The 16,989-nt window shown below is 55.2% G+C and carries 12 protein-coding genes and 1 tRNA gene; all 13 read right to left on the reverse strand.

The annotated features are described in order from the left end of the window. Positions 1-82: 82 nt before the first annotated feature. Positions 83-3,505 carry a DNA polymerase III subunit alpha gene (gene dnaE / locus J4P41_RS04200; RefSeq protein ID WP_426066224.1) on the reverse strand — a complete coding sequence of 1,141 codons (3,423 nt, stop codon included), beginning with the start codon at positions 3,503-3,505 and terminating at the stop codon, positions 83-85. A 61-nt stretch (positions 3,506-3,566) separates the two neighbouring features. Further along, complete coding sequence (locus J4P41_RS04205; RefSeq protein ID WP_426066225.1) at positions 3,567-4,256, reverse strand: ABC transporter ATP-binding protein; 690 nt, start codon at positions 4,254-4,256, stop codon at positions 3,567-3,569. Beyond that, positions 4,249-5,496 (reverse strand): lipoprotein-releasing ABC transporter permease subunit, encoded by a 1,248-nt coding sequence (locus J4P41_RS04210; protein WP_061510655.1) that lies wholly within the window; start codon positions 5,494-5,496, stop codon positions 4,249-4,251. Before J4P41_RS04210 ends, J4P41_RS04205 begins: the two co-directional genes overlap by 8 nt. Next, positions 5,496-6,812 (reverse strand): proline--tRNA ligase, encoded by a 1,317-nt coding sequence (gene proS, locus J4P41_RS04215; protein WP_211568652.1) that lies wholly within the window; start codon positions 6,810-6,812, stop codon positions 5,496-5,498. The genes J4P41_RS04210 and proS overlap by 1 nt, the downstream gene beginning before the upstream one ends. A gap of 15 nt (positions 6,813-6,827) precedes the next feature. Further along, the gene (locus J4P41_RS04220; RefSeq protein WP_426066226.1) at positions 6,828-8,486 is read right to left on the reverse strand and encodes a ribonuclease J; all 1,659 of its coding nucleotides are present in this window, start codon (positions 8,484-8,486) and stop codon (positions 6,828-6,830) included. Positions 8,487-8,537: 51 nt separating this feature from the next. Next, positions 8,538-9,335 (reverse strand): type III pantothenate kinase, encoded by a 798-nt coding sequence (locus J4P41_RS04225; protein ID WP_023942708.1) that lies wholly within the window; start codon positions 9,333-9,335, stop codon positions 8,538-8,540. 16 nt (positions 9,336-9,351) lie between these two features. After that, positions 9,352-10,074, reverse strand: coding sequence for a biotin--[acetyl-CoA-carboxylase] ligase (locus J4P41_RS04230; protein WP_211568650.1), 723 nt, complete (start codon positions 10,072-10,074; stop codon positions 9,352-9,354). A 20-nt stretch (positions 10,075-10,094) separates the two neighbouring features. Beyond that, positions 10,095-10,169, reverse strand: a tRNA-Val gene (locus tag J4P41_RS04235). A 74-nt stretch (positions 10,170-10,243) separates the two neighbouring features. Further along, the gene (locus tag J4P41_RS04240) at positions 10,244-10,531 is read right to left on the reverse strand and encodes an HU family DNA-binding protein (RefSeq protein WP_007282110.1); all 288 of its coding nucleotides are present in this window, start codon (positions 10,529-10,531) and stop codon (positions 10,244-10,246) included. Positions 10,532-10,669: 138 nt separating this feature from the next. Continuing rightward, on the reverse strand, positions 10,670-13,222 hold the full coding sequence (gene lon, locus J4P41_RS04245; protein ID WP_426066227.1) for an endopeptidase La: 2,553 nt from the start codon (positions 13,220-13,222) through the stop codon (positions 10,670-10,672). Positions 13,223-13,380: 158 nt separating this feature from the next. Next, positions 13,381-14,646 (reverse strand): ATP-dependent Clp protease ATP-binding subunit ClpX, encoded by a 1,266-nt coding sequence (gene clpX / locus J4P41_RS04250; RefSeq protein ID WP_010501414.1) that lies wholly within the window; start codon positions 14,644-14,646, stop codon positions 13,381-13,383. A 197-nt stretch (positions 14,647-14,843) separates the two neighbouring features. After that, a complete protein-coding gene (locus J4P41_RS04255; RefSeq protein WP_010501413.1) occupies positions 14,844-15,488 on the reverse strand; it encodes an ATP-dependent Clp protease proteolytic subunit in 645 nt (214 codons plus the stop codon). 131 nt (positions 15,489-15,619) lie between these two features. After that, positions 15,620-16,951: a trigger factor gene (gene tig / locus J4P41_RS04260; RefSeq protein ID WP_023942716.1), complete on the reverse strand. Its 1,332-nt coding sequence runs from the start codon at positions 16,949-16,951 to the stop codon at positions 15,620-15,622. Positions 16,952-16,989: the final 38 nt, after the last annotated feature.

Genomic DNA, 16,989 nt, shown 5'->3' on the forward strand with positions numbered 1-16,989 from the left:
ACCGCCTTCTCCCACGAGGGATGCCAGCGGACGAGCGCGATATGGCCGATCTTCACTCAGATTGCAAGGGTTTTCCGCCAGATCAGCGCTGTTCAGCCTTCTCGACCCCCCGAACAGTCCGTAGGCGTTCAGCCAGACGTGGTGTGACGCGATATGTGCCTGGAAGGGCGATTTCCACATCTCTTGTTTCTTCGAGAGACGGCAGGAAAACAACTTTCCCGTGTCCTCCCCGCATCTCCGCCAACATTTCAGAAAGCGTGGGAAGCGCATCCATCTGCTTCAGCCATACGCGCATTTCAGACCGTTCAGCCGCAGCAGCGGTTTCGAGATCCATGACGCTTTGCGCCGTAATCCGCAGCGCATCTCCATCCAGTTTAAGCTCGGCTGTCACCAGAATAGCCTGTCCAGCCACCAGAAGATCCCGGCACGAAATCAGAGTTTCCGCGAAAAGCGTAACTTCACACCCGCCGCCGCTGTCCGAAAGGTTGACCCAGGCCATCTTTTTGCCAGTGCGGGTCGGACGCTCTTTCTTATCAACAACGCACCCCGCTATTTTGACGCGCATAGTGCCTGTTTTTGCAGCATTTTCCAGAGCGTTAGAGGGTGTGACACCTAGCCTTCTGAGAACCGTACGATAAGCATCCAACGGGTGAGCGCTCATGTGAAAGCCAATGGCCGAGGCCTCAAGCGACAAGCGCTCGAAATCCGGCCACGGACGACCTTCATTCAACCGCAGAATCTCACGATCCTGACCGCTACCGCCAAACAATCCTGACTGGCCCATCTGCTGCTCCTGAGCCCGCGACTGCGCTCGACGTAACAAAATGTCTGCACTCGAAAAAACGGTATGTCGATCCTTAAGAAGACTGTCGAAAGCTCCTGATTTTGCAAGACTTTCTATCTGTATTTTATTCAGGCTTTTGGGATCACAACGCTCTGCAAAATCCGTTAGATCCTGGAAAGGCTTATTACCGCGAGCGGCAACGACAGACTCCATTGCGGCTGCACCAACACGCTTGATGGCGGATAGCGCATAGCGAATTCCTTGACGACCATCCTCAAGTGCCTCGATCGAGAAATCTGCCATGGACTTGTTGATGTCGACAGGGAGAACTTTAATGTTCATCCGCCGCGCTTCCTGACAGAGAGCTGCCAGCTTATCTGTCTTTTCCCGCGCGAGTGACATACAGCCCGCAAGGAACGCAACAGGATGGTTCGCCTTCATCCACGCTGTTTGATACGAAACCAACGCATAGGCTGCGGCATGAGACTTGTTGAAGCCATAATCAGCAAAACGAGCCATAAGATCAAAGACTTCGACGGCTTTGTCTTGAGGGATTCCTCTGGCTGTTGCACCTTCCGTAAAGATCTCGCGCTGCTTCTCCATTTCGGACGCGATCTTTTTGCCCATGGCGCGTCTTAGAAGATCAGCGCCACCCAGACTGTAGCCGGCCATCTTCTGGGCGATCTGCATGACCTGTTCCTGATAGACCATGATGCCATAGGTCTCTTCAAGGATGTCACGGATCTCTTCGTGCGGCGGTTCCCATGGTTCACCGTGCTTGCGGCGGCAGTAATCCGGAATGTTGGCCATTGGTCCCGGACGATACAAGGACACACCCGCAATCAGATCTTCCAGACGGCTGGCAGCCATTTGTTTGAGCATGTCCCGCATACCCGCGCCTTCGAACTGGAAGACACCGGCCGTATCCCCTTTGGCCAACATCTCGAAGGTTTTGGCATCATCCAAAGGAATACGTGAGAGATCGACGATAACACCTTGTTCTTTAAGGAAATCCAGACCTCTTTTCAGAATTGTCAGGGTCGTCAGGCCAAGGAAGTCGAACTTCACCAGTCCAGCTTGTTCAACGAACTTCATGTTGTACTGGGTAACCAGCATATCGCTCTTCGGATCGCGATAGAGCGGCACAAGCTCGACCAGTTCACGATCCCCGATCACCACGCCCGCAGCATGGGTCGAGGCATGGCGATAGAGCCCCTCAAGCTGGAGAGCGATTTCCAAAAGACGCTTCAGCGCCTCATCACTGTCCCGCATTTCTTGCAGGCGCGGCTCTCCTTCAATCGCCTGCGCCAGGGTAACGGGTTTGGCAGGATTATTCGGAATAAGCTCGGCAACGCGATTAACCATGCCGTAAGGCAGACCCAACACACGCCCTACGTCCCGAACCGCCGCCTTTGCCTGCAGCTTTCCAAAGGTAATGATCTGAGCGACGCGACTGCCGCCGTACTCTTCGCGGACATATCGGATCACTTCGTCACGGCGGTCCTGACAGAAGTCGATATCAAAGTCAGGCATAGAGACGCGTTCCGGGTTCAGGAATCGCTCAAACAGGAGCCCGAATGGAAGCGGATCGATATCGGTAATGGTCAAAGCGTAAGCAACCAACGATCCAGCGCCCGATCCACGTCCTGGGCCCACGGGAATATCATGAGCCTTGGCCCATTGGATAAAGTCGGCCACGATCAGGAAGTAACCCGGGAATCCCATCTTCGCGATGATGTCGAGTTCCGTCTGAAGGCGTTCGGAATAGATTTTCCGTTTATCTTCATCGGCATTGATCGCCTCAAGGCGCTTTTCCAGCCCTTCCCACGCCATGGCCCGCAGCGTTTCTTCTTCCGTTGAACCTTCGCGAACCTTGGGACAGATGGGCAGCAGTGGCTTGCGGGTACAGGCGGCTACGGCGCATTTCTGCGCAATAATCAGCGTGTTATCGCAGGCTTCCGGAAGATCCTTGAAAAGCTCCCGCATTTCGGCAGGCGTCTTGAACCATGCCTGTGGTGAAACATGCCAGCGGTCAGCCTCCGCCATGGTCCGCCCCTGTGCGATACAGATCAGAGCGTCGTGCGCTTCATGCATCTGTGGCGTGGGGAAAAAGCATTCATTGGTCGCGACAAGAGGAATGTCGAGCTTATCGGCCAGAGGCACAAGAATACTCTCAATTTCCCGCTCGCCAGCCTCACCCAGACGATTCAGTTCGACTGCAATGTTCTGTGGAAATGCCTCCATCAAACGGCGCAGAAGAACTTCCGCCTCGTCTTTCTGTTCATCATAAATCAGGCGATTGATCGGCCCACGATTACCCCCGGTGAGCAGAAAAAGACCATCCGCATGCTGGCACAGAACATCTACGGCAACGGTGGGGTCAGCCGGATCACCATTCAGGAAGCCATGCGAGGACAGGATCTGCAGATTGGCAAGACCCGTTTCGTTCCGTGCCAGAACCACCAGCGGTTCGGAAGGCGCGCCGGGTTTTGTGCTCCGCGATGGTAGGGAGAGCTGGCAGCCAACGATAGGTTGAACACCGGCATTGCGACAGTAGAGGGAAAATTCCAACGCCCCGAAAAGATTGCCACTATCCGTCAGGGCGACGGCAGGCATGGCATTTTTGGTGGCAAGCCCGACGAGATCTGCAATGCGAATGGCTCCCTGACTCAGGGAGTATGCGGAATGATTGCGAAGATGAACGAAATCGGCATGAGACATGCCATCATTCTATCAGGACCGACGAGCAGATACAGCGCTCTTCTCGCCAGTTCAGGGCAATTCAGAAAGAAACGAGCTTTCCATCCCGCAACGTAACCGTGCGGTCCATGCGCGCTGCGAGCTCCTTGTTGTGGGTTGCGATAAGGGCTGCAACGCCCTCCTCACGCACCACACGCAGGAGTTCGTCAAAAACATGATCGGAAGTCGCGATGTCCAGATTGCCTGTCGGTTCATCCGCCAGAAGAAGCTTTGGACGATTGGCAAGCGCACGGGCAATCGCGGTTCGCTGCTGCTCTCCACCAGAAAGGCGTCCAGGCAGGGAGTTGAGGCGATGAGACAGGCCAAAACGACCTAGCAGATCCTCTGCACGCGCTTTTGCGGCTTTTGCCGAAACGCCAGCCACCAACTGAGGCAGCATCACGTTCTCACAAGCCGTGAATTCACCAAGAAGATGATGAAACTGGTACACGAAACCAATCTGATCCCGACGCACTGCTGTTCGCACGGTATCGCTCAAACCGCTGACCGGCTTTTCGCCAATATAGACAGTGCCTTCCGTTGGCGCTTCCAACAATCCTGCCAGATGAAGCAGCGTGGACTTACCAGTACCGCTCGGCGCTACAAGAGCTACAATTTCGCCTGGATAAAGAGAGAACGATGCACCAGAAAGAATTTCCAGTGTCTCTTCACCAGATTTGAAACGACGGGTCAGATTTTCGAGCCTTAGAGCTGTCATGCGGGCTTCACTCATGGCGCAGAGCCTCGATTGGATCAGTCCGCGCAGCTCTCCAGGACGGATACAGTGTAGCCAGCAGCGACAAGACCAGTGACATGGCAATCACCTCTCCAACCTGCGACCAGACGAGTTTGGCTGGCAGCCGCTCAAGAAAATAGACTTCCGGATTGAAAAGATTGGTTCCCGTCAGAGACTGGAGCCACTGGCGGATACGCTCAATATTGAGCGCAAACGCGATACCCAGTGCCGAACCTGCCGCGGTCCCAACAATCCCGACGAATGCACCATTCATCAGGAAGATTCGCATGATCGCGCCGCGGCTCGCACCAAGCGTACGAAGCACAGCAATATCGCGCGTTTTGTCCTTCACCATCATGATGAGGGACGAAATCACATTGAAGGCCGCAACCAGAATGATGAGCGTCAGGATGAGGAACATGACGTTCTGCTCGACTGTGACGGCATCGAGAAAACCATTCGCGCTCTGCGTCCAGTCCAGAACCCGAAGGCGTGGGTCATCAAGGCGCTGCGCAATAGCCTGACGTGTAGGCTGGACGTTCGACGGATCGTTGGTCGAGACCTGAATCAGGGAAACAGCGTTTCCAAGCATCAGAAATTTCTGTGCGGCAGGAAGCGGTACCAAAACGATGTTTGAATTATAGTCGTTCCAGTTGGCATCGAAGATCGCGGCCACATGATATGTTTTTACACGCGGCATTGTGCCAAACGGCGTTGCCTGACCATCCGGGGACAGGAGCGTAATTGGAGAGCCAACCGTTAAGCCCGCGCGATCTGCCATCGTCGTCCCGATGGCAACCGCGTCGTCTCCAGTGAAACGATCAATCGAACCAGCAATAATGCCACTACTCAGAGCACGCCAATCCCGAAGATCCTGCTGGGCGACACCCTGAACCTCTGCGCCAGTCGAATACCGACCAGCTTCGACAAGTACAGTCCCCTGCGCCATGGGAATGACAGACTTCACGCCCGGCACAGAGCGAATAGCCTCGACGTCGTTCTGATAGGCCTCGATAGGGCGTCCGTAGCCAAACACGGTAAGATCCCCGTGCAAGCCAAGGATACGCCCCATCAGATCAGCCTTAAACCCGTTCATCACCGACATGACGATGATGAGCGTAGCCACCCCGAGCGCAATGCCGACCAATGAGAAAACTGCAATGATCGAGGCGAAGCGTTCGCCACGGCGGGCACGCAGATAGCGCCCCGCCACCATACGCTCGAAGCGGCCGAACATCAGGCGGCTCCGATCTTGGCCAGCGCTTCAGCCACCGGCAGTTCGAACCGCTCACCGTCTGCACGACGCTTCAGTTCAACCTTGCCTTCCTTGGCACCGCGCGGACCAACAATGATCTGCCAGGGATGCCCCATCAGATCAGCATCATTGAACTTCACACCTGCACGCTCGGAGCGGTCATCGTACATGAAGTTCTCAGGATCGGCCCCGTAGATCTCTTCGCAGATTGCATCGCAGGCTTCGTCACCCGGGCGCAAATTCAGGATCGCAGCTTTGTACGGCGCGACGGAATCCGGCCAGATGATACCAGCCTCGTCATGCGAGGCCTCGATGATCGCGCCAACCAGACGGGACACACCGACGCCATAGGAGCCCATATGAGGCGAGAATTTCGCCCCATCGGCACCGCTGACTTCGATCCCCATGGATTCCGTGTACTTGGTGCCGAAGTAGAAGATGTGGCCCACTTCAATGCCACGTCCTTCCCGCTTCCGGTCATCCGGCACTTCAGCCCAGGCAGCCTCGTCGTGCTTCTCATCCGTTGCGGCGTAGTGATCCGTTACGGATGAGAAGAATGCAGCGAGATCTTCCTCGTTGTCACAGTCCACCGGACGGCCCAGCCAGTCCTGCTCTTCCAGAGCCGCGTCGAAGAACACGCCGCTTTCACCTGTCGGGGCCAGAACCAGAAACTCATGGCTGAGATCGCCACCGATCGGTCCCGTATCTGCAACCATTGGCACAGCGCGAACGCCAAGACGCTGGAAAATCCGCAGATAGGACAGCATCATGCGGCGATAGCTGTTAACCGCGCCCTGATAGTCTGCATCGAAGGAGTAGGCATCCTTCATGAGGAATTCACGACCACGCATCACACCGAAGCGCGGGCGGACCTCATCACGGAACTTCCACTGGATATGATACAGCGCCTTCGGAAGCTGCTTGTAGGAACTAACGGACGATCCGAAGATATCCGTGATCATTTCCTCATTGGTCGGTCCATACAGCAGCTCACGACCATGCCGATCCTGAATACGGAGCATTTCCGGACCGTAAGCGTCATAACGCCCCGAACGACGCCACAGATCAGCAGACTGAAGTGTCGGCATCAGGACTTCCTGAGCACCAATGGCATCCTGCTCTTCGCGGATGATCTTCTCGATGTTCCGCAGGACGCGCAGACCAGCTGGCAGCCACGCGTAAATACCGGACGATGTCTGACGAACCAGACCTGCACGCAGCATAAGGCGATGAGACGCAATCTGCGCCTCCGCCGGAACTTCCTTCAGCGTCGGCTGAAAGGCTTTACTCAGACGCATACTCTATTTCTTCTCTTAGACGCGCAGCAAATGAACATCGACAAGCGGACGCTTCTGAAGCTTCCGCCCCAGCGCACGGCGCAGAGCCGTCTTGGCTGCGTCACGGAATGCCGTGTCGTCCTGTCGCAGTTCATCCGGGATTTCGTCAATGGAATCAGCGAATTCTTCCTGAATGCGAATGCTTTCCGGATCTTCCACCTCAAGCAGACCAGGTGCACTGATCTTGGGCTCGCCAATGACATAGCCTTCGTCATCTACAGCGAAACTCGCAATGACCATGCCGTTAAACAGCATCTTGCGGCGGGCAGCCAGAACGCCACCCGTCATCGGCAGAAGGCGCCCACCATCCAGTGCCAGACGACCAGTCGGCGCCGTGTCAACAACCCGGACATCACCTGGAGACAGATTCAGAATGTCACCATCTTCCAGCAGGATCGGTTCAGAACCCATCTCGTGCGCCAGAGCAGCATGAGCCGTCAGATGACGCCATTCACCATGGGTCGGAATGCTGTATTTCGGGCGGACAATCCCGTACAGCACACGAATGTCATCGCCCGTTGCATGGCCGGACGTATGCACCTTCGCATCCTTGTCCGTCAGAACCGTCACGCCACGACGGGACAAATTGTCCTGCACGGCCATGACAGCCTGCTCATTCCCCGGAATGACGCGTGAGCTGTAAATAACCGTATCGCCCTCGCCGAGCGAAATATTCGGATGGGTATCCGAGGCGATGCGAGACAGCGCAGAACGAGGTTCGCCCTGACTTCCCGTGATGATCATCAGAAGATTATCATCATGGATATCGCGTGCATCCTGCTCCGTCAGGAACGGCGGCAGATCACTGAAATAGCCGCACTCACGGGCAGCCGTTTCAAGATTACGCAGGGAACGCCCCACGATCATGACCGCACGACCAGCGGACATGGCAGCCTTCGCAATACTCTCAACGCGCGCCACGTTACTGGCAAAGCACGTCACGGCCACACGGCCATGAAGGCTCGTGATCAGATCCGTCAGGCCCTTGCGAACATCAGCCTCAGACTCTGAACGCCCTTCCTTCATGACGTTGGTGCTGTCACCCACCATCGCCAGAACGCCCTCATCTCCGAGGCGACCGAATTCTTCAAGATCCGTTTTCGGACCGACCAGCGGGTTCTCATCGAGCTTCCAGTCGCCCGTATGCACAATGAGACCATGCGGCGTCCGGAGAGCAACAGCCTGCGCTTCAGCCACAGAGTGGGTGACAGCAACAAACTGAAGATCGAAAGGTCCGACGTGGAACCGCGAGCTTGGCATCACGACATGGATCTTCACCTGATTGACCAGATGAGCCTCATGCAGCTTCCGACGCAGAACAGCCGCAGCAAACGGGGTCGCATAAACCGGGCAACGCAGATACGGCCATAGATGCGCGACAGCACCAAGGTGATCTTCGTGCGCATGGGTAATCACGAGGCCGCAGAGGTCTTTTGCTCGATCCGCAATAAATGTCGGATCTGGCATCAGAACTTCGGCTTCAGGCGTATCATTGCCCGAAAAGCCAATGCCACAGTCGATGGCGAGCCAGGTTTCCTTGTTGTTTTTCGTGAGACGATAAAGATTGAAATTCATGCCGATCTCGCCCGTCCCGCCCAGAGGCAGGAAGGACAAACCGTCAGGTGTATCCGTCATAGTTGTTCCTTACATGTGTTAACATCATCAGTGATATTCATTGCCGAAAGCCTACATGCCTTCGGGGGAATGGGTGTGCTGAGCCATCGCATTACGATCAGCCAGAAGACGGAGGCCATCCAGGGTCAGGTCCGGGGCCATCACGTCGAACAGGTTGGTGCCCTCTGAAAACAGAGGCGCGAGACCACCCGTTGCAATAATCTTGGGGCGACCGCCCATTTCTTCGGAAATTCTGCCCACGATCCCTTCAACCAGGCCAACATAGCCCCAGAAGAGTCCGGAACGCATGGCAACGCTTGTGCTTCGGCCAATCGCGTTCAGAGGACGCCCGATGCTCATGCGTGGCAAACGGGCAGCCGCTCTGTGCAAAGCGTCGATGGAAAGATTAACGCCCGGAGCAATCGCTCCACCGCAGTACTGGCCATGTTCATTCACGACATCAAACGTCGTTGCCGTGCCAAAATCAACAACAATGAGAGGGCCGCCATAAAAGTGCTGGGCTGCAAGACCGTTCAAACGGCGGTCTGCTCCAAGTTCGGAAGGATTATCAACCAGCGCTTCAATGCCCCACTCCAGACCTGCATTGGCTACAAGCGGCTCAACATCCAGCCACTGTCTGCAAAAACGACGTAAATCGTAAAGCGCCGCAGGAACAACCGTTCCGATGATAGCACGTGTGATGGAGCCAGCATTCAGCCCAATGCGATCAAACAGACCCAGAAGCCAGACAGCATATTCGTCAGCAGTACGGGAGTCGCTCGTGGACATGCGCCATTGACCGACCCACGACGATCCATCGTGGACTGCAAACACAACATTCGTGTTGCCAGCATCAATGACGAGAAGCACGTTTCAATCCGGTCCTTCAGTCCAGCAAGATATCGCCGGTTACAACCGGTATGATTTCACCACTTGGAAGCGCAAGAAGCAGACGTCCCTGCTCGTCCAATCCTGAAAATGAACCTGATATATATGTTTCACGGCGCTGAACCGCAAGATGACGTCCGACAGGATGCGCACGTTCAAGCCACGCCTCCCGAATTGGAGCAAATCCTGCAGCTTCCCAGACACCAACCCAATGATCCATCTGCAGGGTCAGGTTACGACCAAAAACCACGGGATCAGGGGGCGCAGCCACTTCGGACAACGCGGACAATTTGCGGCCTTCAATTTCGGGAGCTTGCCGGAGATTGGCTCCAATGCCAACGACGATCCATTTATGATCTGCACGTCCCCCTGCTTCGATCAGAACGCCTGCCATCTTGCGTTCAGAGAGCAGAAGATCATTCGGCCATTTCAACATGAAATCAGCTTCACCCGTACTGAACTGCCGCGCAGTCTCGTAGAGGCTCAGAGCCGTCAGAAAAGGAATAGCAGCCAGAAAATCTGTTGCATTCACAGGTCGGAAAAGAAGAGATATTGCCAGATTACCGCCAGGATCGACCCAGCTTCTACCACGAGTTCCGCGCCCGGAGGTTTGGGCAAAAGCCTGAATGGCGAGCTTTTCTTGCGCTCCAGCCTCAGCTTTTTCTTTACAGAGATCGGAAGTCGATCCCAACGTCTCATAGAGTTCGAAACGCCAGGCCATATGTACAGTCAGTCTTCATGTGGTGGGCGATGACAGGATTGAACTGCCGACCCTCTCGGTGTAAACGAGACGCTCTACCGCTGAGCTAATCGCCCTCAGAAAACACGTGGTCTATATACACGGTTCTGAGCGCCCGTAAAGACACCCAGAACCATAAAAGCGAATTTTTTTATTCGCTTACGGCGTCCTTAAGACCCTTGCCCGGCTTGAAACGGACAGAGGTAGATGCCGGAATGTCGATCTCTTCGCCCGTGCGCGGGTTACGGCCCTTAGCAGCCTTACGCGTAGCGGTAACGAAGCTACCGAAGCCAACGAGACGGACTTCCTGCTTCTTGGCAAGCGTCTTCTCGATCGTGCTGAACACCGCATCGACAACTTCGCTGGCCTTTGCCTTCGGAAGATCGGCGGCGTCTGCAACGGCGGCGATCAGTTCCTGCTTGTTGAGGGGCTTCTCCATGATGTGCCTTTCTGGTGTTAGAGCACCCGAGCCATCCTCCGAAGAGTCTTGCGGCTCAGGTGCTTGTTCGATCTGCGGCCGCACTATGAAGCGCTTTTTGGCCGCGTCAACTGTAAGAATCGCAGAAGGACCCAACCGTTAGTGTGGAAGTGCCGCCGGAGAGGCTTTCTCGCCAGCAATTCCACCTATCGGGTCCACACTTTCATCCCATTCAATTGCCTCAGGCATGCGCGTGAGGGCAATTTTCAGAACCTCATCGACATGGGCAACTGGAATGATCTTGAGCGCATGACGGACATTTTCAGGAACCTCTGCAAGATCCTTTTCATTGTCCTTCGGAATGAGAACGGTCTTGATTCCAGCTCGCAATGCAGCCAGCAGCTTCTCTTTCAGGCCGCCAATCTCCAGCACACGCCCACGAAGCGTAATTTCGCCCGTCATCGCAACATCCCGGCGAATGGGGATCTGCGTCATGATGCTGACGAGAGACGTTGCAAGCGCGATACCCGCGGACGGACCGTCCTTCGGGGTTGCTCCCTCCGGAAGATGAACGTGAATATCCCGCTTTTCAAAGAGCGGCGGCCGGATACCGAAATCCTGTGCCCGTGAGCGGACATAAGACAGGGCTGCTGCAATGCTTTCCTGCATCACATCACCCAGTTTACCCGTCTGCTTCACCTGCCCCTTACCGGGAACCATGACGCTTTCAATGGTCAGGATCTCACCGCCAACCTGCGTCCAGGCCAAGCCGGTTACGACACCAACCATATCCTCCGTCTCGGTTTCTCCGTGACGGAAACGACGCACGCCTGCGTATTTACCAAGATTGTCTGGTGTGATTTCAACGTGCGTTACGCCGGTCGTGATGACTTCCTTCACAACCTTACGGGCCAGACGGGCAATTTCGCGCTCGAGATTTCTGACACCTGCCTCACGGGTATAAGACCGGATCAACTCAAGCAGAGTTTCATCAGAAACGGTCCACTCATCAGGCTTGAGATTGTGAGCTTCCGCCTGCTTGGAGAGCAGATGTCGACGCGCAATCTGGACCTTCTCGTCTTCCGTATAACCCGAGAGATTGATGATCTCCATGCGGTCCAGAAGCGGTTGAGGCATATTGAGGCTGTTGGCCGTCGTCACGAACATGACATCTGAAAGATCGTAGTCGACCTCCAGATAGTGATCGGCGAAGGTGGAGTTCTGCTCCGGATCCAGCACTTCAAGAAGCGCGGAAGACGGATCGCCTCTCCAGTCAGCTCCCAGCTTGTCGATCTCATCCAGCAGGAACAACGGATTAGACGTTTTCGCTTTTTTCATGCCCTGAATGATTTTCCCAGGCATGGAACCGATATACGTCCGGCGATGACCCCGGATTTCCGATTCGTCACGCACGCCACCAAGTGACATACGAACGTACTGACGGCCCGTTGCCTTGGCGATCGAGCGTGCCAGAGACGTTTTACCGACACCCGGCGGCCCAACGAGGCACAGGATTGGTCCCTTGATCTTCTGGGAACGCGTCTGCACGGCAAGATATTCAAGGATGCGCTCCTTGACCTTCTCAAGGCCGTAATGTTCGGCTTCAAGCACACCTTCAGCGTGCGTGAATTCCTTGGTGATCTTGGAACGCTTTTTCCACGGAATACCCAGCAGCCAGTCCAGATAATTCCGGACCACCGTACTCTCTGCGGACATCGGGCTCATACCGCGCAGCTTCTTCAGCTCCGCATGAGCCTTTTCCTTGGCTTCACGGCTCAGCCGCGTTTTGTTGATCTTCTCTTCAAGCTCGGCAAGTTCGTCCTTGCCGTCCTCGCCTTCTCCAAGTTCCTTCTGGATCGCCTTGAGCTGCTCGTTGAGATAATACTCACGCTGCGTCTTCTCCATCTGCCGCTTCACACGGTTCCGGATGCGCTTCTCAACCTGCAGAACCCCGATTTCCGTCTCAATATGAGCAAACACGCGCTCGAGACGTTGCTCAGCGGAAGGCATCTCAAGAATTTCCTGCTTTTCAGAAATCTTGAGATTCAGATGGCTCGCAATCGTATCCGCAAGCTTGGAGAGATCATCGATCTGATTGATCGAGACCATGACCTCAGGCGGAATCTTCTTATTGAGCTTTATATATTGCTCGAACTGGGAAACCGTCGAGCGCCCAAGTGCTTCGAGATCGCTGCCTGGCGTCGCGGAGAGCGGCGCATCTGCAATTTCTTCAACCTCGGCCTCGAAATGCCCGTCCACGTCAAACAGTCGCGTGATGTGAACCCGACGCGTGCCTTCAACGAGAACCTTTACTGTTCCATCTGGCAGCTTGAGAAGCTGCAGAATGGTGGAGACCGTTCCGTAGCGATAGATATCGTCAACAGATGGATCATCCTGCGAGACGTCTTTTTGCGCGACAAGAAGGATCTGTTTGCTGTCCCGCGTAACTGCCTCAAGAGCCTTTACAGATTTCTCACGCCCAACGAAGAGCGGAACAATCATATGCGGGAAAACGACAATGTTCCGCAGCGGAAGAACCGCCATGACATCATGACGAGCAGCCAGAGCGGCCTCCGTCACAATTTCTGCAGGCACAGCCTCTTTAGCCGCTTTTGTCGCACGAGGTTTGCGGACGGTCTTTTTTTCAACGACCGCAGCATCGTCCACTTTTTTTGTGCGGCGACGCGTCTTGGGTTTTGTATCGTCAGTCATTCACTTGATCTCCGTAGGGACGATCTTACGGCCCCCGCCCGCTTGGCAGCGCGAGCACCGTAATGTCTCTTCATGCAGAAAAGGCACGAATTCAGACAGCGTCTGTCTTCAATGTTGTGACAAAAAGGCCGACTGACAAGACGGCCTTTTCGACATCATCAAGCAGACTGTTCCGTCGGTTCGCTTTTGCCCTTCCCGTACACATAAACCGGGTTGGCCTTGCTCTCCGCCACTTCACGGTTGATGACGACTTCCTCAACGCCTTCCAGTCCTGGAAGATCGAACATCGTCCCAAGCAGGATGTTCTCCATAATGGAACGAAGGCCACGGGCACCAGTCTTGCGTTCGATAGCCCGCTTGGCGATGCCGGAAAGTGCGTCTTCCGTGAAGGACAGTTTGACCCCTTCCATCTCGAAAAGGCGCCCATACTGCTTGGTCAAAGCATTTTTCGGCTTACTGAGAATCTGGATCAGGGCAGCTTCATCAAGATCATTCAGCGCTGCAATAACCGGCAGACGCCCAATGAACTCCGGAATAAGACCGAACTTGAGCAGATCTTCAGGCTCTACTGTCTGAAGAATTGCCCCCAGACGACGCTCATCCTCAGAACGCACATCCGCGCCAAAGCCGATGCCTGATCCCTTGCCACGAGCCGAAATGATCTTGTCCAGCCCCGCAAAAGCACCGCCACAGATGAACAGCATGTTCGTGGTGTCAACTTGCAGGAACTCCTGCTGCGGATGCTTGCGACCACCCTGCGGCGGCACGGACGCAACCGTCCCTTCCATAAGCTTCAGAAGCGCCTGCTGTACGCCTTCGCCTGAAACATCACGGGTGATGGATGGATTGTCGGACTTCCGCGAGATCTTGTCGATTTCGTCGATGTAGACAATGCCGCGCTGCGCACGCTCGACGTTATAGTCAGCAGCCTGAAGCAGCTTGAGGATGATGTTCTCAACGTCTTCACCCACATAACCGGCTTCGGTCAGCGTTGTGGCATCTGCCATCGTGAATGGCACATCAAGAATACGAGCCAGCGTCTGCGCAAGCAGCGTCTTACCCGAACCTGTAGGACCAATCAGAAGAATGTTGGATTTCGCGATTTCGATATCGCTGTTCTTCTGGGCATGGGCCAGCCGCTTGTAATGGTTGTGAACGGCGACCGACAGCGCACGCTTGGCCTCGAACTGCCCGATGACATAATCGTCCAGAACCTTGCAGATTTCCTTGGGCGTCGGAACACCGTCACGGGATTTCACAAGGTGCGTCTTATGCTCCTCGCGAATGATGTCCATGCAGAGTTCAACACACTCATCACAGATGAAAACTGTTGGACCAGCGATCAGCTTGCGAACTTCGTGCTGGGATTTCCCACAGAACGAGCAATACAGGGTGTTCTTTGAATCGCCGGATTTGTTGCTCATCGCTGTTCCTCTTTCCCCTCACACACGCACCGACCGCTTTTCGGCAGCAGACATGCTGAAGCACTTAAAACTCTAGGCCGAGGTCTCAGCCTTCGGCAACCCCGGAGCACGTAACTCCAAGACATGAAAAGCGGCATATCGGGATGCCGCTTTTCTTTTCCAAGAGGAGCAAAACTCCTCCTGCGTTCTGAAACCGGTCAGTCCTGAGCAGACTGAACTGCCGGATGACGGCGCACGACCGCATCAATCAGACCAAACTCTTTGGCTTCTTCAGCAGACAGATAGCTGTCACGTTCGAGCTTGCGCTCAATCTCTTCCAGCGTCTGCCCCGTATGCTCACGATAGATTTCATTCAGGCGCTGACGAATCAGCAGAATTTCACGAGCTTGAATTTCAATATCGGACGCCTGACCTTGCGCACCACCAGAAGGCTGATGCACCATCACGCGCGCATTTGGCAGACAGTACCGATGCCCCTTCTCACCACCGGCCAGAAGCAGCGACCCCATGGATGCCGCCTGACCAATACAAACCGTGCTTACCGGGCAACGGATGTACTGCATCGTGTCATAGATCGCGAGACCAGCAGAAACGACACCGCCTGGGCTGTTGATATAGAAAGAAATTTCCTTGGTCGGGTTCACGCTCTCAAGATAAAGGAGCTGCGCACTGATCAGAGAAGCAACCTGATCGTAAACCGGGCCGGTCAGGAAGATGATACGCTCCTGAAGGAGACGTGAAAAAATGTCGAAAGCTCGCTCTCCGCGGGCAGTCTGCTCGACTACCATCGGCACCAGAGAGTTGTTGAACACCTCGACGGGATCGCGGTCCCCAATGGTCATACTGTCTGTTCCTCAATGCCCGATGGGCTGTCTGTATTCTTTAACATGGACCCGGCAGAGCGTTCCGTCAAAGGGAGCAGACAGCAAAACGGGCACTCCGAAGAGTGCCCGCCTTTTCTGCGTCAGTACTCTCAGAGCTCTGCAGGCGGGATTTCTGCGAGTTCTTCCGGTGTGACTTCCTTTTCGGTGACATCAGCCAGCTCGATCAGATAGTCGACAACCTTGTTTTCCAGGATCGGGCCACGAAGACCTTCAACAGCCTGCGGGTTCTTGGAGAAGAACTCGAAAACCATCTTTTCCTGGCCCGGATAGCGCTGCGCTTCCTGCTGCATCGCACCCAGAAGTTCCTCGCGGGAAACCTGGATTTCCTGCTTGCGGCCGATTTCAGCCAGCAGCAGACCCAACTTCACACGACGCTCTGCAATACGACGGTAGTCTGCACGCAGGGTCTCTTCGTCCTTGCCTGCATCTTCCTCGTCCATGCGGCCGGCTTCACGGTCCTGCTCGACGCGGGCCCAGATCTGCGCGAACTCGGCATCAACCATGCTCTGAGGAGCTTCGAAGTCGGTCTTCTCGGACAGGGCGTCCAGAAGCTCACGCTTGATGCGCAGACGGGAGAGCTGCTTGTACTCGCCTTCAGCCTGCTCCGTGATCAGGGAACGGATCTGCTCGATGCTGTCGAGACCGATGTCCTTGGCCAGGTCGTCGTTGATTTCCGGATCAACAGGCTTCTTCAGGGACTTCGCCTTGATGTCGAATGTCACGGCCTTACCGGCCAGTTCTTCAGCCTGATAGTCTTCCGGGAACGTCACGTTGATGACGCGCTCTTCCCCGGCCTTCATGCCTTCCATCTGCTCGGCAAAACCCGGGATGAAACCTTCACCGCCAATTTCAACGTTCACGTCTTCAGCTGTGCCACCGTCGAACGGCGTGCCATCCAGCTTACCCACGAAGTCAACGCAGACCACGTCGCCCTTTACGGCTGCACGATCTTCTTCGATGGCTTCGAACTTGCGGCTACGACGGGCGAGATCAGCAAGAGCCTTGTTAACGACCTCTTCATCAACCTTGGAGGTCAGACGCGTCAGCTTCAGACCGGACAGATCCGGAACTTCGATTGCCGGCAGAACTTCCATCTCAATCTTGAACTCAAGATCGCCTTCGGAATCAGGAGCGGAAACCAGCTCGACCTTCGGCTGCATGGCCGGGCGAACGTCCTGTTCCTGAACCAGCTTGCCAACCGTATCGTTGATGACTTCTTCCATCAGCTCTGCGTTGACGGCAGCACCGTGACGCTGCTTGACGAGAGAGGCCGGAACCTTGCCCGGACGGAAACCCGGAAGCTTGATCGTGCGCGCAACTTCAGCGAGTCGGGCTGCACGACGGGCCTGCAGGTCCGCAGAAGGGACAACGACAGTGAAGGCGCGCTTAAGTCCTTCGTTGAGCGTGGGCGTAACCTGCATGAGCCAGGCGATCCTCTCGGTCGGGTAAGTTAAAATCT

Source organism: Gluconobacter sp. NFX36 (genome assembly GCF_049887835.1).
Lineage (GTDB): Bacteria > Pseudomonadota > Alphaproteobacteria > Acetobacterales > Acetobacteraceae > Gluconobacter > Gluconobacter japonicus_A.

What these genes read in the sequence shown, in the direction of transcription:
- dnaE (WP_426066224.1), bottom strand. Translation starts at nt 3,505, where the DNA reads ATGTCTCATGCCGATTTCGTTCATCTTCGCAATCATTCCGCATACTCC.
- J4P41_RS04205 (WP_426066225.1), bottom strand. Translation starts at nt 4,256, where the DNA reads ATGAGTGAAGCCCGCATGACAGCTCTAAGGCTCGAAAATCTGACCCGT.
- J4P41_RS04210 (WP_061510655.1), bottom strand. Translation starts at nt 5,496, where the DNA reads ATGTTCGGCCGCTTCGAGCGTATGGTGGCGGGGCGCTATCTGCGTGCC.
- proS (WP_211568652.1), bottom strand. Translation starts at nt 6,812, where the DNA reads ATGCGTCTGAGTAAAGCCTTTCAGCCGACGCTGAAGGAAGTTCCGGCG.
- J4P41_RS04220 (WP_426066226.1), bottom strand. Translation starts at nt 8,486, where the DNA reads ATGACGGATACACCTGACGGTTTGTCCTTCCTGCCTCTGGGCGGGACG.
- J4P41_RS04230 (WP_211568650.1), bottom strand. Translation starts at nt 10,074, where the DNA reads ATGGCCTGGCGTTTCGAACTCTATGAGACGTTGGGATCGACTTCCGAT.
- J4P41_RS04240 (WP_007282110.1), bottom strand. Translation starts at nt 10,531, where the DNA reads ATGGAGAAGCCCCTCAACAAGCAGGAACTGATCGCCGCCGTTGCAGAC.
- lon (WP_426066227.1), bottom strand. Translation starts at nt 13,222, where the DNA reads ATGACTGACGATACAAAACCCAAGACGCGTCGCCGCACAAAAAAAGTG.
- clpX (WP_010501414.1), bottom strand. Translation starts at nt 14,646, where the DNA reads ATGAGCAACAAATCCGGCGATTCAAAGAACACCCTGTATTGCTCGTTC.
- J4P41_RS04255 (WP_010501413.1), bottom strand. Translation starts at nt 15,488, where the DNA reads ATGACCATTGGGGACCGCGATCCCGTCGAGGTGTTCAACAACTCTCTG.
- tig (WP_023942716.1), bottom strand. Translation starts at nt 16,951, where the DNA reads ATGCAGGTTACGCCCACGCTCAACGAAGGACTTAAGCGCGCCTTCACT.